Annotated in this window: 14 protein-coding genes; 8 read left to right on the top strand and 6 right to left on the bottom strand. The window is 36.7% G+C overall.

From position 1 onward, the window contains the following. Positions 1-206: 206 nt before the first annotated feature. Positions 207-2,105 carry an N-acetylmuramoyl-L-alanine amidase gene (locus LS41612_RS19740; protein ID WP_024362446.1) on the top strand — a complete coding sequence of 633 codons (1,899 nt, stop codon included), beginning with the start codon at positions 207-209 and terminating at the stop codon, positions 2,103-2,105. A 92-nt stretch (positions 2,106-2,197) separates the two neighbouring features. On the opposite strand, the gene LS41612_RS19735 is transcribed toward LS41612_RS19740, so the two are convergent. Next, complete coding sequence (locus LS41612_RS19735) at positions 2,198-4,126, bottom strand: S-layer homology domain-containing protein (RefSeq protein WP_024362447.1); 1,929 nt, start codon at positions 4,124-4,126, stop codon at positions 2,198-2,200. 274 nt (positions 4,127-4,400) lie between these two features. Between LS41612_RS19735 and LS41612_RS19730 the strand changes: the two genes are divergently transcribed. Next, on the top strand, positions 4,401-5,681 hold the full coding sequence (locus LS41612_RS19730; protein WP_024362448.1) for a membrane protein: 1,281 nt from the start codon (positions 4,401-4,403) through the stop codon (positions 5,679-5,681). Positions 5,682-5,892: 211 nt separating this feature from the next. Here the strand turns inward: LS41612_RS19730 and LS41612_RS19725 are convergent, their stop codons facing one another. Next, positions 5,893-7,788 carry an S-layer homology domain-containing protein gene (locus tag LS41612_RS19725; protein ID WP_024362449.1) on the bottom strand — a complete coding sequence of 632 codons (1,896 nt, stop codon included), beginning with the start codon at positions 7,786-7,788 and terminating at the stop codon, positions 5,893-5,895. Positions 7,789-8,023: 235 nt separating this feature from the next. Between LS41612_RS19725 and LS41612_RS19720 the strand changes: the two genes are divergently transcribed. From LS41612_RS19720 to LS41612_RS19700, 5 genes are all read left to right on the top strand, one after another. Next, on the top strand, positions 8,024-10,288 hold the full coding sequence (locus tag LS41612_RS19720) for an S-layer homology domain-containing protein (protein WP_024362450.1): 2,265 nt from the start codon (positions 8,024-8,026) through the stop codon (positions 10,286-10,288). A gap of 206 nt (positions 10,289-10,494) precedes the next feature. Continuing rightward, the gene (locus LS41612_RS19715; protein ID WP_024362451.1) at positions 10,495-11,640 is read left to right on the top strand and encodes a polysaccharide pyruvyl transferase family protein; all 1,146 of its coding nucleotides are present in this window, start codon (positions 10,495-10,497) and stop codon (positions 11,638-11,640) included. After that, positions 11,637-12,737: a glycosyltransferase gene (locus tag LS41612_RS19710; RefSeq protein WP_024362452.1), complete on the top strand. Its 1,101-nt coding sequence runs from the start codon at positions 11,637-11,639 to the stop codon at positions 12,735-12,737. The genes LS41612_RS19715 and LS41612_RS19710 overlap by 4 nt, the downstream gene beginning before the upstream one ends. Next, positions 12,734-14,272, top strand: coding sequence for a murein biosynthesis integral membrane protein MurJ (gene murJ / locus LS41612_RS19705; RefSeq protein WP_024362453.1), 1,539 nt, complete (start codon positions 12,734-12,736; stop codon positions 14,270-14,272). Before LS41612_RS19710 ends, murJ begins: the two co-directional genes overlap by 4 nt. A gap of 311 nt (positions 14,273-14,583) precedes the next feature. Continuing rightward, on the top strand, positions 14,584-15,186 hold the full coding sequence (locus tag LS41612_RS19700; RefSeq protein WP_233433809.1) for a TetR/AcrR family transcriptional regulator: 603 nt from the start codon (positions 14,584-14,586) through the stop codon (positions 15,184-15,186). Positions 15,187-15,341: 155 nt separating this feature from the next. On the opposite strand, the gene LS41612_RS19695 is transcribed toward LS41612_RS19700, so the two are convergent. Both LS41612_RS19695 and brnQ read right to left on the bottom strand, forming a co-directional pair. After that, positions 15,342-16,730 carry a S41 family peptidase gene (locus tag LS41612_RS19695; protein ID WP_024362455.1) on the bottom strand — a complete coding sequence of 463 codons (1,389 nt, stop codon included), beginning with the start codon at positions 16,728-16,730 and terminating at the stop codon, positions 15,342-15,344. A 109-nt stretch (positions 16,731-16,839) separates the two neighbouring features. Next, positions 16,840-18,162 (bottom strand): branched-chain amino acid transport system II carrier protein, encoded by a 1,323-nt coding sequence (gene brnQ, locus LS41612_RS19690; protein ID WP_024362456.1) that lies wholly within the window; start codon positions 18,160-18,162, stop codon positions 16,840-16,842. Between the two features lie 251 nt (positions 18,163-18,413). Between brnQ and LS41612_RS19685 the strand changes: the two genes are divergently transcribed. Next, positions 18,414-19,313: a C40 family peptidase gene (locus LS41612_RS19685; RefSeq protein WP_024362457.1), complete on the top strand. Its 900-nt coding sequence runs from the start codon at positions 18,414-18,416 to the stop codon at positions 19,311-19,313. Positions 19,314-19,479: 166 nt separating this feature from the next. On the opposite strand, the gene LS41612_RS19680 is transcribed toward LS41612_RS19685, so the two are convergent. Together LS41612_RS19680 and secA2 are read right to left on the bottom strand one after the other, a co-directional pair. Further along, positions 19,480-20,379 (bottom strand): accessory Sec system S-layer assembly protein, encoded by a 900-nt coding sequence (locus tag LS41612_RS19680; RefSeq protein ID WP_024362458.1) that lies wholly within the window; start codon positions 20,377-20,379, stop codon positions 19,480-19,482. A gap of 2 nt (positions 20,380-20,381) precedes the next feature. Beyond that, positions 20,382-22,742 (bottom strand): accessory Sec system translocase SecA2, encoded by a 2,361-nt coding sequence (secA2, locus tag LS41612_RS19675; RefSeq protein WP_024362459.1) that lies wholly within the window; start codon positions 22,740-22,742, stop codon positions 20,382-20,384. Positions 22,743-22,764: the final 22 nt, after the last annotated feature.

Raw genomic sequence — 22,764 nt, 5'->3', positions numbered from 1 at the left:
GGAGTAAAGCATTGCATGGAAGTTCTTTTAAATAACGTATAAATGGAGGAGAGTTTGCACATGCAGGCTCTCTTCTTTTATGAATCTTTGTGAAATGAGGTGATAACAAAAAAATGTCGAATAGTTACAATCTATGATAGTTTTGCAAGTGAATTTTTGTTAAAATGAACACGAGAACACGAAACATGAAGGGAGGAAATAAGACATTGTACTTTAAAAAAATCAGTCTTATATTATGCGTCTTATTCATTTCAGCTTCTATGTTTACGATACATAGTGCAAATGCAAGTGGTGGTTTTGAAGATGTTACACCAAAGCATGAAGCTTATGAAGAGATCAATTATTTAGTTAGTTTAGGTGTTATAAAAGGGTATACAGAAAAAGGTAAAACGTATTATAAACCGAATAATACGGTAACACGTGGACAAGTTGCCAAAATGGCAGTTGTGGCTTCAGGTAATAAACCATTAACGGTTAGCAAGTCCAACTTTTCAGATGTAACGGTTGGTACAGAGCTTTCAGGTTATGTTGAACGTGCTATCCAATTAGGGTTCTTTAAAACAAACATAACTGGTCAGTTTTTACCAAACAAGCCTTTAACTCGTGATGAAATGAGTTATGTATTAACAAAAGCATTTAAATTGGATGCAAGTGAATACGAAAATATGGATTCTCCTTTTGTGGATGTAGCGATTACAAATCCTTACGTTCAATACGTCAATGCGATTTACTATAATGGTATTACAAAAGGAAGCGGCCAAAACTATAATCCAAATAGCTCGGTAACACGTGCACAATTTGCATTATTTGTTGCTCGTGCAAAAAGTGAAAAATATCGTTTAGAGCTACCTGTAAAAGGTGTAGCTGTTCCTGATACATCACAAGTAATTGGTTTAGTTCAAGTGACAACAGATGGCTTGAATATTCGTAAATCAAAAGATTCAAATTTGAGTACAAACATTGTAGGCACAGTCAATAAAGGCGGAAAACTATCAGTCTATGCAATTGAAGGAGACTGGTTAAAAGTAACGTATAAAGGTGCCTTTGCTTATATTTATAAAACGTACGCACAGTTTTTAGATGCAGATGGTAATGCATTAGGCAAAATTCAAAAAGAAGTAAAGACAACACAAGGTATTAATCTTTATGTGAAGCCAACTTCTTCTTCTAAAATCATTTCAACAGTTAATAGTAATGTTAAACTGCCTGTCTACAAGACGGTTAATGGCTACCATTTAACAATCGTAAATGGCTTGCCAGGTTATGTTGTTGCAAATAGCACAGAGGATGTAGAAGTAGAACAGCCTTCAAAACCAGATCCAACGCTTCCACCTGTAACAGGAGGAGATTTACTAGGTCGTGCAACTGTTGATAGTTTAAATGTTCGTAAAGAAGCGAACTCTACTTCAACGGTATTAGGTAAATTAAGCAAGAGCGATTATGTGCATGTCAACAGTATTAATGGCTATTGGGCTGAAATCACTTTTGATGGTCAAAAAGGTTACGTGCATAAATCGTATTTAAAACTATTAAACCAAAATGGCAATCCACTTAAAAATCGTATTATCATTCTTGACCCTGGTCACGGTGGTAAAGATCCAGGCGCTGTAGTAGGTTCCCAATCAGAAAAAGCTATCACCTTAAAAGTTGGGACACTTGTACGACAAAAGCTGGAAGCAGCTGGAGCAAAAGTGTCAATGACACGTACAGGTGATACGTACCCATCACTGCAAGATCGCGTTGACTTTACAGATGCAAACTATGGCGAAATCTTTGTTAGTATTCATGTAAACTCAGCATCTAGCACCTCTGCACAAGGTACTGAAACATATTATGCTGTGACAACAGGAGATATGTATCAAGAAGATATTGATTTAGCTACTTTTGTAAATAACCAAATTGTGAATAACTTAAACATGAAAAATCGTGGCGTGAAAGAACAACAATATTATGTTATTCGTAACATGTTAATTCCATCGATTCTAGTTGAACTAGGCTTCCTAACGAATAGTGAAGACCGAGGTAAAATGACAGATGATCAATATGTTGAGTTATTTGCTGAAGCGATTTATAAAGGAATTTATCAATACTACGCGAAACAATAATCAAAAGAGCTACATTGTTCAAAATATGAACTGTGTAGCTCTTTTTTATTTGGATTTAACTGGCGATAGTAGATTTTGATCCTAATCAAAATCTATTTCGCATTTGCGTGTAACGTACGATTAACAAATTGAGCAAAGTTTTGGCGGGATACTGTATTGTTTGGCTTAAATGTTTGATCTGCATAGCCTGTTGTTATATTTAACGCATAGAGCGCTTGAATATCTTTAAAATAGATATGAGATGTAGGAACGTCAGAAAATGATTTACTAGAATAGCCTTGTAACTTAAAACCTTTAACAAGTGCATGTGCCATAGCAGCACGCGTCATTGGTTGGTGCGCGTTGATTTTACCATCTTCTAAAGTAATAATCCCGTAACGAACGCCTGTAGCTAATACTGAATAACCATAATCGCCTGCTTTAATATCACTGGCGTTCAATGTTGCTGAACTTAAAGGTGAAATCCCTAGTGCACGTAACACCATTTCGGTAGCTTGCAAGCGTGTTAATGTGCCTTGGGGATTAAATTTGCCATTACTGCCTTTCACAACACCCAGTGCATGTAAGTTTTTAATATCATCATAAGCAGCACTTGATTTTGGTACATCTTGGAAGAAAGAGGCAGTGCCAATAGAGGCCTTATTGGAACCTTTTGTGCGTGTGAGCGTTTTAATTTCTGCAATAGTTGCAAATTTTTCGTCTGCATTTTTACGATCATCACGACCTTCAATGAAGGAAGTGCGTATCGTATACGTTCCAGCGGCTAAATTTCCAGGCATCAAGATTTGATATTTTTCCGAGTGGGTACTAATATCTTTCCGGTCTGCGTTCGATGTTGTCGCGTCTGCGGCTAGACCTGGTATGTAACGATCGTGCCCCTTTCCGACAATACGGTCGTTCGCATCAACAATTTCTACTTTTAACGTACCACGAGCAGGCACATTACCGTTGTTTTTTACTGTTACTGTAGAGTAAAAGACAAATTGACCAGATGGCGCTACATAACTTTGCACACCGTCAGAGTATAGAGAAAGATTATAGCGGCGTGGCACATATCCATCGTGATCTTCGGCAACCCAATGTAAAGCGTGCTTCATAAATACTTGAGCATCTGTGTCGCCCCGTGTGGTCGAGTAAGCAGCACCGTTTTCATTGTCTTGCCAGTCTGCTTTCACATTAATCGTCATATAATCGAAAATTTTGAAGCCGATTTGTACAACTCTTCCTTTGCCATATTCAATGGCATGAGCTGCACCAAATTCATTTTTCTTCATCGTTTGTGGCTTATCGGTATAGTTGTAATTCGAGAAATATAAAATCGGTGAAGCGGAGCCACCTTGCCAAGGTTTTATAATTTCAACCCACTCTTTATCCGATTTTGTCAGACTAAGCGTGCTTTTACCGAGCTCTTTTGTGGCGTTTTGGATAATTGGGTGAACTGAATTTGCATTGCTAATGGTCGCGTTTCCTAGCACAATATCGTCGATAAAGCGTGCATTGAAAACTTCTGATAAGTTATCCCATTCCATCACCCAAGAGTCGACATCATAGATTAATGGAGAAAGATCCATTTGACCAGCCTTCGGAAATTTTGCTGATTCATTACGTGCTGTTTGGAATGCAAAAATAGCACCGCCACCATTTCGAACGTATATTTTGATATTTTCGCGTTGTTGATGATTCATCATGACCGTATATGGAAAGACGATTGCATCATATTGACTTAAGTTTTCTAGGTTGTTTAAGTCCTTTTCGAAAATTTTCTCTACATGGAAGCCTTGTTGCTGATATAAAAGGTATGCTTTAAGTTCTTTGTTATACGTTGAGCTATAGTCGACCTTTGGAGATACTGTTTGTCCCTCATATGTACCACCAGGGTGTGTAGTGTTGGCATATTTTTCACTACTTTCAGAGAAAACAATGCCGATTTTTTGTGTTGTAGCTTGGCCCTTGATCGGAGATAGCATTGCAACAAGCAAACAAGCACAGACAGCGATGAAGGAAATAACATATTTCTTCAATAAATCCACATCCTTGCTTTTTATTTTTCTCAAAACTCGTATTACTAAATTTCATCATACACCTAAATATTAACTGATTCGCAGAGAATTAGGTAAAAATGAAATTTTTTAGCTTTTTTATGTAAATTCAATTCAATCCTTTCTATAAGTCTAACCGTATTTATGATATAATAACCTTTGTTTTTGTAGGGAAAACTAAAGAATATAATAGTGATGACAACTATTGATTCATGATAGAGGAGGGCAATAACATCTTTTTAGATGTATTACATGTATGAATAAACTGAAGCAAGTTTTCACAAAGGTCAATAAGATTGATACGTTTTCACCGTATTTCTTTTTACCTTTTATATTAGTGCTATATTTCTTTACGAGTCTATTTGATTTTCATCGATTTGAATTATTTAATGTTCGTGTATCCATTTTACCAGCAGTATTAGTTGCACTTGTTTGCTATTACCTTGGTGTATATATAATCGATAGATTACAATGGACAATCCCAACATTTGGGCTATCGTTCTTAGGAAAATATGTGATTCACTTTGTTGTGTTATTAACGTTAATCGGATTAGCTTCTTATTTAATGATGATCTTTGGCGGTGGTTTAGGAATTTCCGATGAATCCAATCGTCGTAATCTTGATCCAAAACTAAACTTCTTTAGCCAGTTATTATGGTACGGAATTTTACTGTTATTATCTTACAAAATGATTTTAGAAAAGAATATGACGTGGAAGAAAGCAATAATATACGGCTCAATCTTTGCTGTTGTAATGTTCCTATTCCTATTAATGGGCTATCGTACGCCTTTAATTATTATGCTATTTACTGGAATTATTATTTTCCACTATGTTGTGAAACGTGTAAAATTAACTTGGTTCTTAACGGCATTATTTGTTATTGGTGTAGCATTCTCAATGTTCGGTTTCTTACGCGTGGTGACAGAAGATACTACGAAAGAATTTAATAATCGCGATCAACCAGATGTAGAACTGACAGAGACAGAAAAAGAAAAACTGTTAACAGTTGAGCAAAAAGTAAACTTAACGCCAAAATGGATGCGTTCATTAAATGGTGAAAGTGTAACAGGTCATATCGTTTTAAGTAAAATTATTGAGTACACACAAGAAGAGGGCTATTTAAACGGTCAAATTCATAAAGGTATCTTTAATACGATTCTTCCTGGTGAGCAAATTTCACCACGTATGAAGGTGACAGAGGTTGTTAACTCTTTAAGTGTGGAAGAAGGTAAATTTATTACACGACCTACAAGAACGACAACACCAACCTTTATTGGACAGCTATTCCTAGATGGTGGCTATGCGCTTGTGGCAATTGGTTTCTTATTGTACGGTGTGTTAATTTCATTAATCTATAATAAAGTGAAACAAGGTGGTATTCGCAGTTTCCACTCAGTAGCGTACGCATTTGTCATTACATTGTTTACCGTGTCTATGCACACTGGATTACTTGATTTAATCTTTATTTTAATGTTAGGCTTCGTCGTCATTGCATCGGCAATTATTAAAACCGAGCAAAGAAAACTTAAATATTAAAAATGAAGGGCTGTCCTATTTTAGGCAGCCCTTTTGTTTTTGTAATCGCGGGTAAACGTGTGTGATTCGCGGATAAACAGCTATATTTCGCGGGTAAGTCACAAAAAATCGCGGGTAAACATGTGCATTCCGCGGGTAAGTCACACCCACACCGATGAAATCATAAAAAAAAAGCGCCATCCAATTTTAGCTATTGGATTGGCGCTATTTCTTATTTCACTGTATCTATCAGCTTAATATAATCTTTACTAATGTAAGCAGAGCCTGTATGAAGTTTGTCAGATAGTACTTCATGCCAGCCATTGATGTCCGTGTTAACGATGATAACTGGCATACCACTGCGCACATATGTGAAGAGTGGACTATTACTAGTTGAAGTCTCTAAACGAACATTTAAGCCCGCAGTAGTTGTTAAGCCAATTTTATATGGATTATTTGCATCTTTGAAGCCTAATGCTTTTTCAGCACGGTAGTAATGGCCAGCAATTTTTGCACCCCAAAATGGATCGGATGCATATTTTACGTTAAAGCCAAGTGCCTTAGAACCAACTACAGCACCATTTGCGTAGTTTCTACCTGGAGAACCACCTGGCGTTATATAGTTTGGTTGTAAAAACTTCTCAACAAGTTCGTTAATGTTAGCAGCGACGCTATCGAATTTTTTGTTAAGTGGGTTTGTGTCATAAACATATAAACCAAATAGGTTGTTTAAGTTTTGGGCATGGTCACTCATACCATAAGCACTTTCATGTTGCGCAAGTGCCAATATTAGCATGGCATTAATTTTTGAGTTTGCCTCAACTTCTTTTAACGTCTTTCCTAAACCAATTAACTTACTTTTTGTTGTAGCATCTTTATAAAGCGTAATACCTGTACTTTCAATCTCAGCAAGCTTATTCAAAATGTAAGCATCAATTTCTTCTGCTGTATATTGTGTTGTTGCGCGTGCAGGTAAAAATTGATAATAGTTATAAGCTTCACCTTTCGAAGAACCATTTCCATTGGTGAAATAAATGCCATTCCAGCTATAGTATTTTTCACCTTGTTTCATGAAGGCAGGTGCTTTTCCGTAAACATAGCTTGAAGAATATTTATTTGTTTTGTAATCGTATAGCGTATGTTTAATTTCACCATTTTCGACGGAGTAGTAAGAGCGTCCTTTACTTAGGGAAAAAGGAATTAACGTGACATCTGCTTGTTTTAAATAGCCAACCTGACCTGCTAATCTCACTTTTACTTGTGTGGCATCACTGCTGATATATTCCATCTCTGTATTACCTGCAACAGCGATTTGGTCTTTAATCGTTTCAGAATAAAGTGCAACATAATTATTCGTGACAACATAGCCGGAGGACATTTTCACAATTTTATCTTTTTGGACAATCACTTGTGTATTTTTTGTGATTGCTTTTTCAGCAGCTTCAAAACTTGAAAAGCCTTGATTGCCAACTAGTGTACCATTTGAAATTTCCTTAATCGCATACGTTGAGACGTCGGCAGCTCCATCACCAGCTAGTAACATCAAACGTTGAATGAACGTTGCAGCTTGTCCAATTGTTGCATTTTTTTCGGGCATAAAGTAGCCATCAGAACCAATGATGATGCCTAACTGTGCACCGATTGCTACAGCAGAACGGTAGTCTTTAATAATAGAAGCATTATCCTTAAATGTAATGGATGACGTACCTTTAGGAATTTTTAAATAATCAATAGCTCTCTCCAACATAATGGCCATATGTTGTCTTGAAATGGCAGCATCAGGCTTAAATGACCCGTCTATGTAGCCAGTTATAATGCCGGCTGTAGCAGCAAGCTGAATATCGGTTGCATACACATATGTATCAGGTACATCGGTAAATACCATACCGTTATTCCCTTCAAGCTTCATGACCTTTGCTAAATACGAAGCAAATTCTCCGCGTGTAACATTGTCATTAGGGCGGTAACTGCCATTAGCATCCGTTACTATAGCATTTTTTGAAATTAAATAACGAAGACCCTTTTCGTGTGCATGCCCTGAAAGTTCATCGGCAGATGCTAGTTGGGGTTGCCAAAAGAGCAAGCTAACTATTGTCATAATCAATGCAATGATTGATAGTTTTTTCATATTTTTTAACCTCCTAAACTTTAACATCATTTTACCAAAGTTAAAGAGTTGAGATAAGGTTAAATATGCGTATTATCATAAAATGCGTCAATATAAACAGTTTTTTTACCAATTATATGAAACTGGAAAATAGCTTAAATGTTCCATAGCTATTTTGGCATATTTTTGATAATCTTATAGAAGAAAAACATAGAAGGGAAGGTGAGGGCTCTACATTTCATGAGGAGCGCGAAAAATGAAAAGAATAGCAAAAATTTTACTGATTTTAGTTGTAATGATGTCGATTGTTGTTAGTCCGCTAAATGCCTATGCATTTCAAACAGTAAAGAAGGATTACCCACTTTCAAAAGGTGTGCAGTATAACCAATATACATACAGCAATACCTATACAAACTCTATTAATCACTTAACGATTAATGTTGGTGATGCAACGACAGAAGTACAATTAGGAATGCCCGCAGCAGTCAATGGAAAAGAATCGACAGTAGCAAATGCGAATCGTCATTCTCGTGAGGGAAATCGAGTAGTTGGTGCTATTAATGCAAGTTTTTATAATATGTCTGAAGGCTATCCATTATTTTTACTAGCTAAAAATAATGTTATTTTAAATGGTGGTGCAGTTTCAAACGGTTCCGACCAATATATGAACGTTCCAACGGCTTTTGGTATGAATTCGGATGGTCGTGGGGTCATTGATTATTTTGATTTTGACGTCACACTAGCCCATAATGGCACGAAATATGAAATGTCAGGCTTAAATCGTATTCGTAATATAAATGAAGCGATTATTTACACACCACAGTTTTATAGTAAAACAACAGATACAAATGAATTCGGATTTGAAATGGTAGTAGACACAGGTTCACCGATTACAGAAAATACATTTGGTCAAACGTTAACTGGTAAAGTCACACAAATTAAGCCTTACGGTTCGAAAGATAAATTAACGATTCCATCTACTGGCTTCGTTGTATCTTTACAGGGTGGCGATTGGCACAAAAAGTTAAGCCATGTAGCGGTTGGCGATGAAATGAGTGTTAACTTTTCAATTGACCAACTTTGGCAAAATGCACAATTTATCTTAGCTAGCGGTCCTTATCTAGTAAAGGATGGCAAACCTTATATTATGATGAGCACAACAAGTTCACGTGCAAAAGAAGTTGCGCCACGTACAGTAGTGGCTACAAGTAATAATGGACAAACTGTACATTTCATTACAGTAGACGGACGTCAAAGCCATAGTAAGGGCATGAATATGGTGCAACTTGCTAATTATTTAGTGGCACTTGGGGTTGATAGAGCCCTTAATTTAGATGGCGGTGGTTCAACAACGATGGGAATTCGAAACTACGGCAGTAATAATGTTGTTTTAGCGAATTTACCTTCTAATTCAGGGAATACACAACGTCTTGTATCTGCCACACTACAAGCGGTAAGTACGGCGCCAAATGGCAAGGCGAAACACATTAAATTTACGAATAGTACAAACTATGCAACATTGTTAGTAGGTGCTTCATCGAGTGTCGCAGTACAATACGTTTTAGATGATAACTTTACGACACTACCACTAGATGGTCATGTAACGTTAGCTTCTCAAAACCAAACATTACAGATTAATGGTTTAAACTATACAGCAACGCAAGCTGGTGAGGAACGCATTTACATCGGCTATGATGGCGCCGCGGTACAATCATTCCAAGTCAAAGTAGTAGATGCTCCTACAACAATGGCTGTTACGCCAAGCTCTAAAACAGTTGGAGCAGGTGAATCTGTGAAATTTACTATCGACGCAAAAGATGATGCAGGTAAGCCGATTGTTTATGATCCATCTCAAGTGAAATGGTCCGTAGAAGGCAATATTGGTACCATTACAAGCGATGGTAAGTTTACCGCACAAAATGCTGGTACAACAGGTAAGGTCATTGCAACTTTAGGTACGAAGAGTCAAGTTGCTACGGTTACTGTAGCGAAGCCAGCGCTATTTAAAGATATTCCAAATAATTACGTATACTTTAAAGAGATTGAATATTTAACGTCTCAAAATATTATTACGGGACAGGCCGATGGAACATTTAGACCGAATGACAAACTGACACGTGCACATGCAGCTGTCATTATTAGCCGTGCACTAGGTTTAAATACAAAAAATGTGAAAAATCCAAACTTCAAAGATATACCGGCAAATCACATTTACTTTAAAGAAATTGCAGCCGTTGTAGAAGCAGGCATTATGAGTGGCCGCGAAAACAATACTTTTGACCCGAATGCAACATTAACACGAGCACAAATGGCGAAAATTGTTGCCATCGCATATCAATTAAATGGAACAAGTGGTATTGCCTTTAAGGATGTTCCAAAAGATCATTGGGCGTATACATTTGTACAACAACTAGCTGCTAACAAAATTACGACAGGCTATGATGGTAACATTTTTAAACCAAATGAAGCGATTAGTCGAGCACATTTCGGTTTGTTCCTTTATAGAGCAATTCATAAGTAAAAGTTAGCAATAGATGACTAGCAGAAGCAAAAATAAAGTAGTACTTTTTTGCTGTTTTATAGGATTTAGTATTGTCATAAGGTGCTAGAAAAGGGGGGAATCTCGTTGAAATTCGGGGCTCCCCTTTTTTTTACTATTTTTAAAAAGAACGAATAAGTGCAATTGTGGTATAATCTCTGTATTAAAAAGTAAAAGGATGTTTTTTAATGAAAATAGGCATTGTGGGGAATTACGGCAATGATAATAATGGTGATGAATCAATATTATACGGCATTCTTCAACAAGTAAAACAAACATTTTCGGTAACGAGTGACGACATTACCGTTTTTAGTAATAACACACAACAAACATCCGCGCGTTATGGGGTACATAGCTATCCATTGTATTATAAAAAGGGCAACTTATATAAAACGTTTATCCATACGTATAAAAATAACAAACAATATGTAGCAAACTTTGACCTCCTCATTATTGGTGGTGGTGGTATTTTAATGGATTTTTATAAGCGTGAAGCCCATCTTTATGGAACATATGCAATGATGGCAAAACAAAATAATATTCCCTACATTATTTACGGATGTGGTGCAGGACCACTAGATACATTTTCAGGAAAAATTAGTATCCGTGTTATGTGTCGTTATGCAGCAAATATCTCTGTGCGTGATCCTCAGTCTAAAAAACTTTTACACAGTATTGGGGTCAAAAAACCGATAGAAGTCATTGGTGACCCTGCATTTACGTTAAAAGGGGATCGCAAAGATTACGCGGAAAAGCCAATAAAAATTGGTGTTTCAGCTGTTCCGTACTATAATGCAAACTATTGGCCAGAAGGAAATGTAGCAAAATACGATGCATATGTAACAGGTATGGCGAAAAATTTAGATCAAGTCATTTCTGAGCAAAACGTTCACATTACATTTTTTGCAACAAAGTTTCCGCAAGATGTAACCGTGACAAAAGATATTCAGAAAAAAATGCAACATCATGCTCATACAGAAATAATTGAGGAAAATCTTGTGCCTGAACGTTTACTTGAAGTGACAGGCGAGCAAGATATTATAATTGGTACGCGTTTACACTCGCTAATATTGGCGACCAATTCAGAGACTCCCATTATTGCTGTATCCTATCATACAAAGGTGCAGGATTTTATGTCCTTTGTCGGCGCATCAGATCGATGCTTACAGATGCAGGATATAGAAGATGATGAGAAAGCTCTTTCTAAATTAGTTGGCAAACTAAGTAGCAATTGGGAACAGTCAATTGCAGAGACGAAACAAATTGCTACACATATTCATAAAGAGGCCATGTATGGTCAGGAATTAATGAAAAAGGCAGTGACACGTCTATGAAAAAAATACTCGTCATTAGTAATATGTATCCTTCATCTGATCATTTATCATTCGGTATTTTTGTAAAAAACCAAGTGACAGCACTTGAAAAAGCTGGACTAGACGTTGAAATAGCAGTGAATACAAACCCAGCTACAGGCAAGAAAAACACGATTGTCAAATATGCTAAATGGGGATTTTCTACATTAATGAAGGGTTTGAAATATCGAAAATCAATCGATGTAACACATGCACACTATGTGTTTCCTTCAGGGATGTTATCGTTACTTTTAAAGAAAATGTTTGGTATACCGTACATTGTTACTGCTCATGGTGGGGACATTGAACGTATGGCAAAGAAAAATGCGAGAATTCGCAATTGGACAGCGAGCATTTTACGTGAAAGTGACCATGTTATTGCAGTAGGTCCCGTGTTAGCAAAACAAATCGAGCAAGACTTTGATATAGCACCCGACAAAATCTCTGTTGTTAGCATGGGTGTCAATCGTCATGTATTTTCAAAGGGGAGCCAGGCTGAAGTACGTCAACAATTGCAATTAGCGAAAGAACCATTTATTTTTCTTTTTGTAGGCAATGTCATTAAGCAAAAAGGCGTTGAGGAACTTTTGCAGGCATTCCAAATGTTAAAAACAAAAGTGGAGCGACCTATCGAGCTGAAAATTATAGGATCTAGAAGAGATGAAAGTTTTTTCCAATCCTTGCAACCATTCTTCAGTGAAGACGTCAAATTTATAGACCCACTAAAACAACAAGAACTTGTAAAGTGGTTCCAGGCAAGTGATGTCTTTGTGTTACCATCACATTTAGAAGGTTTTGGTCTTGTAGCATTAGAGGCACTAGCAACAGATACGCCTGTCATCGCTTCTAAAGTAGGTGGGCTTGTATCGCTACTTGGTGAAGGGGCAGGGCATTTAGTGGAGCCTGGGAACGCTATGGCTTTATCTGAGGAGATGCTGCGTGCAGTGAACACGCCGAAAGATCAATATATGAATCGTGAAGCGGTTAATGAAATATTAGCTATTCACGATGAAAAAAATATTACAGCTAGATGTATAGACATTTATAAGTCGGCCATTAAAGGTAGGGATGACTTATGAATAAATTTATTAAAATTGTAGGGGCAGTAGCGATTATTAATATCGTTGCCCGTGTTTTCGGCTTTTTACGTGAAATGATTATCGGATTTCAATATGGGAGTTCCCATATCGCTGATAGTATTTTCACAGCTTACACCATTCCCAATTTTTTATATTTAGTAGTTGGTGGCGCTTTTACGACAGCCGTTATCTCAATTTATAATCGGGAAACAACAGACCGAGCATTATTTGTAAAACAGTCCTTTACGATTGTACTGTTGACTGTGTCTATTATGACGATTATTTTATTAGCATTTACCAATCCAATTATGGATATGTTCAACCAAGGTAAAAATAAAGATGATTATAGTCAAAGTGATTTAGACTTATTGAAAAACTTGTACTTTTGGATGATGCCATCATCTATCTTACTTGTTTTATCATCTTGGTATAGTGGTTTACTGAATGTAAACGAAAAATTTCACTTATCAAGCTTTGCCATTTTAATTTACAACGCGATTTTCCTAGTCATTGCTGTTGGATTATCTTATATTCCAGGAATCGGGCCACTTGGATATGGTATTAGTGCTTTAGCTAGTGCGGCGATAATGGTGTATTTCTTAATAATTGGTTATCGCAAATTAGATTCCCATAAAGTTGGTTTTTCTTTGGAGCGAAATGTTTCTTCGAAGCAATTATGGATTATGGTGTTACCAATAATGCTCGGAGGAGCGACGATTCAACTGTACGCCTTATTACAGCGTGTTTTTGCTGGTATGCTTTCAGAGGGGGCTGTGGCAGCTGTGAACTATTCTTCCAAGCTGATGCAATTCCCGCAAGCGATTTTAATTACAGCTGTGACAACAGTAATTTATCCAATTTTGAGTCAAAAAGAAGCCAACAATGACCTTGTGTCAATCAAGAGCCTTTATTCTAAAGGGCTACACTATCTACTATTGCTACTTGTACCAGTAACAATATATTCTTACTTTTACGCTGAAAACCTGATTCAGGTGATATTTCAGTATGGTAAATTCAATGCTTACTCGACAGCCATTACTGCACCTGTATTAGCAATATTCGTGTTGTCCATGTATTTCTTAGCGGCAAATACGTATATCACGCGTTTCTATTATGCAAAGGGCGACTCCATGGCGCCAGTTATTTTTAGTTTAATCAATGTATTTGGTGTCAATATTGCTGTTATTATGTTGATGGTAGAAAATTACGGTGCTGAGGCTATTGCATGGGGTACATTAATTAGTTCCATTACAAACTTTATGATGCTAATTTTTTATGCAATACCTAAATATGACTTGAAGATGGGCATCTTTAGCAAAGAGTTACAATTTTTCAGAGCGGTGCCACCAATGATTGTCATTGCGGTAGTTATGTATTACTCCAGCCACTATTTAGTATTTGAATATAAGTGGTTAACGTTTATTGTAGGTCTAGCTATCTTTATTGCTGTCTTTGTAGGTTCCTACTTAGTATTTGGCATCAAAGAAGTAAAAGAATTTACGGATAAACTGAAAAAGAAGTTATTAAAACAATAAGCATTATGGTTAAAATAAAATGCGCGAAAAGCATGTTGGAAGTAGTACTTCCAGCATGCTTTTTGTATTTCTTGCCAAGCATAAATCAATTCTGTTTAAGGTAATGCTTTTAGCTTATTACATTGCTTTTCAATAGATTAGAAAAGTACCAAACATCATATTTTGTTGAATATGCATAGTGTAATTTTTGGAATTATATTATAATTAACATTATTCAGATAGTGAAAAGTAAAATGTTGGGTTTTGTGATGGTTTACTATTTAAAATTAATTTTTAAACAGGGTAATAATTTTTAACAGAGTAAGGTGACAATGATGGCAAGAGGTAGGAAAATCAACTCAAACGGTGAAAAAAGTAAACAATTATTACTGGAAAAGGCTGTGGAGCTTTTCGCTGAAAGGGGATACCATGCTACGAAAATAAGCGATATAGTCAAAGCAGCAGATGTAACACAGCCCACATTTTATTTATATTTTAAAAGTAAAGAATCCCTTTATGAGGACTTAAACATACAATTTCAGCTTGGGTTTTATGAGATTATGGACAATCATTCCGAACAGGCTGAAAAAGGGCTGGAAGGCTTTATTCATATGCTAGAACATAAATTATATTTGATGTTTCTCTATATTATTGAAAATCCAAAGTTAACGAAAATTGGCTTTTTTGAATCGAAACAATCATCAAGCGTTAAATCGCAGCTTACACAGCGATTTATTGAGCTAGTTTATCGACATGATTGTGATAGATTGTTTAAATTAAAAAATATTGATATCAAAATAGTTGCGGATAGTTTTGTTGGCTCTTTTGAACGTTTAATATTAACGAATTTACTAGAACATAAAAGCAAGCCATGTGAACTTGCGCGAAATTTAGTTCATGTCTTTTTTTTATTAAAAGAATCTCCATATGTGTGATAGAAAATGAAATCCTTCTCAATACAGAGAGGGATTTTTTATTTTCGTTCCAGACGCGCTCGTGGTTGGGGCATATAAAAGGGCTGGTTATTAAAAAAAGCGTTTGATTCCCGCTTTGGAGCGACAAATCAAACGCTTTTATTCATGGCTTGTTGTTAGTTAGTTACTGCAATATGAAGATAAATACCTTTTTGCAGTTTGTCACCTGTAGGTTTTTGAATAGTTGGATGAACGAGCAACATATATTCTTGGCCTTTTCCTAAAGGATTTTTAGGTGTAACGAGTAAGGAATTGTCTTTTCCTACTTTTGTAGTAATTGGAATTTCGTCTCCACCTAAAGCAACAAGCTGTACACTGCCTTCAGGAATTGGTGAAGAGAAGGCTTGCGAAAACTTAACTACAAATGTTTTTGTAGTTGGTACATTTTTTAGGCTTACTAGTTCTTGATACTCTTTGTATTGTGCTTTAATGGCATCGTAATGAGCTTGGAAGAGTGGTGCCGTCTTCGTTTGAATAGTTGGTTTCACGCCTACTTCGTTAATCGTTTGACCAGCAGGACCTGTAAATTTACCCACAGTAAGCTTTAAATAACTACCGTCATGTAATTCAAAGAAACCTTGCATTGCGCCTTTACCATAAGTAGTTTCACCATATAGAATCGCCGATTGTTGATCTTGTAACGAAGCTGCAAGCATTTCTGAAGCACTTGCACTATAGCGATTTACTAAAATACGTGTATCAGTTGGGAATTTCATGTTTTGTTGTGCTGCACGCACTTCATAAGAGGCATGGGCTTCCTGTAATAAATAGGCGATTTTTGCTTTTGGGAATAATCCAGTCAGCTGTTCTGCTGTTGCAACATAGCCTCCACCATTATTTTGTAAATCTAAAATAAAAGAAGTAGCACCACGTTGCTTAAGCTGAGTCAGTGCGTCTTTCACTAGTTGTGCGCCATCTTCAGAGAAAGAAGACATTGCTATGTAGCCAACATCACCAAACAATAAAGCAGATTCTACGTTTGGGAGTGTGAATTTTTTACGTGTAATAGTTTTAGTAGAAGTAGTCCCATTCTCGTGTAATAGCTTAACTTGCACATCGGTGCCTTCATTACCGATTAGCAGGGAAGAGGCTTCCTGAGTTGAGCTATCTACAATGGATTGACCATTAATGCCGATGATTATATCTCCTGCCACGACACCAGCTTCAGCTGCTCCACTTTCTTCAATTACTTGTAAAATATGAATGCCGTCATCATGCTCTTCAATGACAACACCAATACCGATTGTCGACATATTAATGCTATTCATAAATTCTTCAAATTCTTGCTTAGTAAAATATGTTGAGTAAGGGTCTAACATATTAATGATTTCTGAAATAGTTTTCGCATTTTGTAAGTTACCATTTACTTTACCAACATAATTTTCCGTAATGATTTCCTTTATTTCCTCAACGAGTTGCTGTTCGTTATTTGCAGCAAAAGCGTTTGATAAAGGAAATAGGATAACACTCAGTATAAAAATGAAGGACCATAATACTTTTTTCATAAGACACCTCTTTTCTAATGACTTATGTTTATTATACATGAATTACCAAATTACAGCGAATGAAAACAGACACGTCTATAAAAGGAAGACGTGTCTGTTTGTTTGAAGTTTAGTTTTTCTTAAAAAGCTTATGAATAATAAAACCGACAATTGTACCAATCATTGCAGGAACAAGCCAACCAAGGCTTTGCTCATACAGTGGCAAAATATTTAAAATATTCTCATAAGAAGTAAACGTGATTTTCATCTGTTTTAAGCCATCGTAAAGACTGACAAAGAATGTCGGAATTAACGCTAGCACATAAACAATTCGTCCACCTTTAAAGAAATGATCGACAAGTGATAACACCATCAGTACGATTGCAAGCGGATAGATAATTAATAATACTGGAAGTGAAGTATTGATAATTGTCGATAATCCAACATTTGTAATCGCTACACTAAATAACGTAAAGACGATTAAAAATGTTTTATATGAGATTTGTGGAAATAGCTTATTGAAAAACTGTGCATTGGCTGTTAATAAGCCAACAGCAGTAGAAATACAAGCTAATAAAATCGTAACCGATAAAATAATACTGCCAAAGTCGCCAAACAGATATTCTGCTGATTTTGCGATGATGACGCCACCATTATCAGATGTACCAATTGCTCCAATGCTTGTATTGCCGATATAGCCAAGTGAAATATAAACAAAGGCCAAGCCAATGGCAGCGACAATCCCTGCAAAAATGGTTGTTTTGACTTGCTTTCTAGTATCGTTCATTCCCATACCACGTAATGCCTGTAAAATAACAATACCAAATACGAGAGCACCAAGAACATCCATCGTTAAATAGCCTTGTACAAAACCTTCGTAAAATGGTGAATCCGTGTAATTTCCAACCGCTGTGCCTGATTCACCCATTGGGGTAATAAAGCTCTTAACAGCTAGTAGTAAAATAACAATTAAGAGCGCAGGGGTTAAAATTTTCCCTACACGATCGACAAGTTTCGATGGGTTGAATGCTAAATAAAGTATTAAAGCAAAAAATACTATAGATGTAATGAATAGTGGAGCCCAATGTTCTTGTGCTGCCTCTGAAAGAAATGGCACAATGCCGATTTCATATGACACAGAGCCTGTACGTGGAACAGCGAAGAACGGCCCAATTGCTAAATAGACAATTGAAGTGAATATGATACCGAAAATTGGATGAACACGACTGGCAAGTAGTTGTAAATCGCCGCCTGCTTTTGCAACTGCAACGATTGCCAGTAAAGGTAAGCCTACGCCTGTTATTAAAAAGCCAACCATGGCTGTTGTAATATGTTCACCAGCTTGTTGCCCGAGCAACGGTGGAAAGATAATATTACCTGCCCCTAAGAACAAGGCAAAAAGTAATAAGCCTACAGCTAAATTCTCTTTGATGAAAACTAAGATGTTTCTCATAAATAATAAAAACTCCTTTATAATTGAAAAGCTAAAACTTTCTAAAAATTTTAAATACAGAAATGTATGTTATCATAGGACTATTAAACTTGCAATTATTACAGTAATGCTAAACAGTCGGATTCTGTAGTATTATATAGGATTGATAAATTGTTTGAAAAATAGTCAGTATTTCCGATTTTTGTTTTGACAATTCTTTAGTATGATAGACACACAAGGAAATATTCTAACATGAACGGAGGCTATTGGATATGCTTAAATCAAAAAAATTGAGAATTCTCGCTTTAAGCACTATTGCTACTTCATTTTTTGCGATACAAAATGCTGAAGCTGCAACATATACAGTACAAAAAGGCGATACGTTATCCAAAATCGCTCAAAGTCATCAAGTGACGATACAAGATATAAAAAAATGGAATAATCTATCGAAGGATACGATTTATGTAGCACAAAAGTTAGAAATTACAAAGCAGGCAACAGCTGAAACAGGAAAACCTTCAAAACCAACAACTACTACACCTTCAAAACCTTCAACTGCTGTTCATACAGTTGCGAAAGGTGATACATTATCAAAAATCGCCAAGCAATATAATGTGACAATAAAGGAAATAAAAGAGTGGAATGGCATAGAGAACGACACGATTTATATTGGACAAGTATTGAAAATTTCTCCAGTAGCTGTCGTACCCGAGGATGATACAGTACATAATAATGTAACTACAGATACGGGGACTCCATCAAAAGTAACAACAAAAGATCCTACAGCGAATGGACAAGCTATTTACAAAAAGACAGTGGAAGTGGCGAATACTTTAATTGGAACACCTTATCTTTATGGCGGTAATACGCCAGAAGGTCTTGATTGCAGTGGGTTTATTTATTATGCATTCAATCAAAGTGGTGTGAAAATAGCGAGAGATAGCAGCGAAGGCTACTTTAATGGCAGTACAACACATGTGAAAAATCCAGTGCCAGGGGATTTAGTATTTTTTGAAAATACTTATAAAGAGGGCATTTCTCATATGGGTATATACCTTGGCAATAATAAATTTATCCATGCGGGTACAGATGGTGTGGAACTATCGGATGTGACGTACTCTTATTGGTCAACTAGATTAGTAGGGTATAAACGATTCGATACAGTAAAATAATGAACAGGCGATTTTTGCATTAGGGCAAAAATCGCTTTTTTATTTGATTGAATGGGTCAATCGCCTCTAACAACGTGAGAATCGCCAGTAAACCAGGGCAAATCGCTCCGTACATCTAGGAAATCAAAAATCCTTCTTTCCGTAGAAAGAAGGATTTCATTTATTATTATTGTGTTACACGTGCTGTCCAGCGAGACAAGTCTGCTTGTTGTGCATCAACTAGTTCAGCTGGGAAGATGAATGTCCAAGGTTTTGTTGAATTTGGTTGGACAGTTAGGATTGGATCCATTTTAAATGATCCTTTGGCAATTTGTTTACCTGTTGCGTCGATAATTTCTAGCGGTAATTGTTCTAGATTAATTGCTTTATTATGACCGTTACGGATAAAGATTGAAACATTTAGGTTACCATTATCAGCAAGTTTTGCTTGAAGACCAGTAAAGTTAACTTCTGTTTCACCTAATTTCGGTAAAGTATTAACGATTTTAGCAAGCTCTTCTTTTTGTGCTGCTGGTAATTGTTGTTCCCATGACGGATCTAATTCTAATTGGTGACCGCGTAAAGATACAAGGTTAAATGCGATTTTCCAACCATCTTCTGGCACTTCGTCTACTTTGATCGTTGATTTTTCAAATTCAAAAACCCATGGACGAGCACTTTCAGCTGGAATTGTGCCTAGCGCTTTAAAATCGAATTTTTTAGATGCTACAAGCTCATCGTTTTTATCCATAATGAATAATTCAATTTCACCTAACTCAATTGCTTCGGCTAATGATGAGCGGAAAAATGCACGAACAAGCCATTTACCTGTGCGTGGCTCATCTTCAATACTAATAGAAGATAGCGATAATTGATTCGGTTTTAATGGCTCTAGCTCATTTGCAAGGAAGTTAAAAATATACTTTTGTTCTTGTGGTACATTCCATTCAGGATGGAATGACAGCTTCGTTACAACATCACGATTGTCCCCTTTATTTGTAGACGCATTTCCTAGTAAATCTTTTGAGTCAATTGTGTTTTCTTGTACGATTTTATCTGATTTTTTAAAGAATGAAAATAAACCCATTATTAAACCTCCTGTTGTCCTTCAACCATTTTCATGAAGCCTGTAATTTCAATAATAATAGAACGACGCAATTCTTGGAAATTCTTTCCGAACAATTCGAGTCCTTCTCGTTGGTAAATGCGCATCGGATCTTCTTGTTGATAGTGACGTAAGCCGATACCTTCTTTTAAATGAGCCATTGCTTCTAAATGTTTCACCCAGCCACTATCTATATAGCTCAACATCACTTGTGGAATAACCGTCATGACTTCATCATTTTCTGCGAATTTCTCCATATGATCTAACAGTTCTTGTTCAGAAGGCTGTATATCCGCTAGAATTTGTTTTACTTTGCCAACTTCACGATCAATTGTAACCGGAGTAATGAATAATGAATTCAATGCATTTTCCATTTGGTCATAATTCCATTCTACAGAAGGGAGCTCTTCAGGTGCAGCATCGCGCACTGCAAAATCGACCGTTTCACGCAGCATTTTTTGCAGCTCTCCCATTACATCTTCACCAGCTAAAATTTTGTCACGTAAGCCATAAATAACGGTACGTTGATCATTAATAACATCGTCTAATTTTAAATTGTATTCGCGCATGCCATATTGTGAGCCTTCTACAATACGTTGTGTACGGTTGATAAGCTCTTGAACATCTTTGTTTTGGATGACTTCATTTTCATCTACAATCATTTTTGCTGTGAATTTTTCAACTTCTTCTTTTGCATAACGGCGGAACATATCATCTTCAATAGAGAGAATGAAGCGACTTTCACCTACGTCACCTTGACGACCAGAACGGCCTCGTAGCTGATTATCCACGCGGCGGCTTTCATGTTTTTCTGTACCAATTACGTAAAGACCACCAAGGGCATGGACATCGTCACCTAACACGATATCTGTACCACGACCAGCCATATTGGTTGCAACCGTAATACGACCTTTTTGACCAGCTTGCGAAATAAGCTCTACTTCTTGCTCAACTGTTTTGGCATTCAGTAATTGGAATTTTAAGCCTTCCTTTTTTAAATGGTCTGCAACGGTTTCAGATTGCAAAATGGACGTAGTACCGATTAAAACAGGTTGCCCTTTTTCATGGCGTCGTTTTGCTTCGGCAGCTACAAATTTATATTTCGCTGCTTGTGTTTTGAAAATAATGTCAGGTTGGTCTACACGTTGACGTGGTCGGTTTGTAGGGATTTGAATAACTTCCATTCCGTACACTTCGCGGATTTCCTTTTCCTGTGTTTTCGCAGTTCCTGTCATTCCCGAAAGCTTCGGATACATACGGAAATAGTTTTGAATTGTAATTTGTGCCTGTGCTTTGTTTTCTTCAGTAATCGTTACACCTTCTTTTGCCTCGATTGCTTGATGTAAGCCATCGGAAAGAGAACGACCTTCTAAAATACGACCTGTGAACATATCAACAAGCTCGATTTTGTCTTCCTTCACGATATAATCGACGTCACGCTTGAACATGACATGTGCACGAACCGCTTGGATCACATAGTGATAAAGTGTTTGATGTTCTAAATCGTATAAATTGTCAACATTAAAGGCAGCCTCAACTTTTTCAATGCCTTTATCCGTTAAAGAAGTGGCCTTTGTTTCATCATCAAAGTCGTAGTCTTCTTCTGCTTTAAAGCGTTTTGCTAACATAGCTGCAATGCGGTGTAATTCATCATTTGCAGGCATCTTACCGGCAATAATTAATGGCGTTTTCGCTTCGTCAATAAGCACACTATCAACTTCATCAATGATTGCGAAATGATAAGCGCGTTGTACTTTATCAGCTAAGCTATGTGCCATATTGTCACGTAAATAGTCGAAACCAAATTCGGTACCGACACCGTACGTAATATCCGCGTTATAAGCTTCTTTTTTGTCATTTGGTTCCATCATCGGTACATTTAAGCCGACTGTTAAACCGAGGAAACGATGAATTTGTCCAACAAGCTCATAGTCACGTTTCGCAAGATAATCGTTTACTGTAATGACATGAACACCTTTGCCTTCTAATGCCCGTACATAAGAGGGAAGTGAAGCAACAAGCGTTTTCCCTTCACCTGTAGGCATTTCAGCAATATTGCCTTCAGTTAATACGAGTCCGCCAATTAGCTGTACATCAAAATGACGCATTCCTAATACACGTTTTGAGGCTTCGCGTACAACTGCAAATGCGTCAGGAATGATGGATGTAATTGGTTCTCCTTGATCTAAGCGATCCTTGAAAATAAAAGTCATTTCTCTTAACTCAGCATCTGACTTATTGACGTATTTTTCTTCAAGATTATTAATTTGTTCTACTATTTTATAGTAGCGTTTTAATTGACGAGCACTTGTTTGCTCATTGTTGCGTTTAAAAATTGAGAACATGAATTTACGCTCCTTTAAAGTT

Origin of the sequence: Lysinibacillus sphaericus, assembly GCF_002982115.1 — a bacterium.
GTDB classification, from domain to species: domain Bacteria; phylum Bacillota; class Bacilli; order Bacillales_A; family Planococcaceae; genus Lysinibacillus; species Lysinibacillus sphaericus.
The sequence above is the reverse complement of the archived record's forward strand: the minus strand, read 5'-3'. Positions and strand labels throughout refer to the sequence as shown.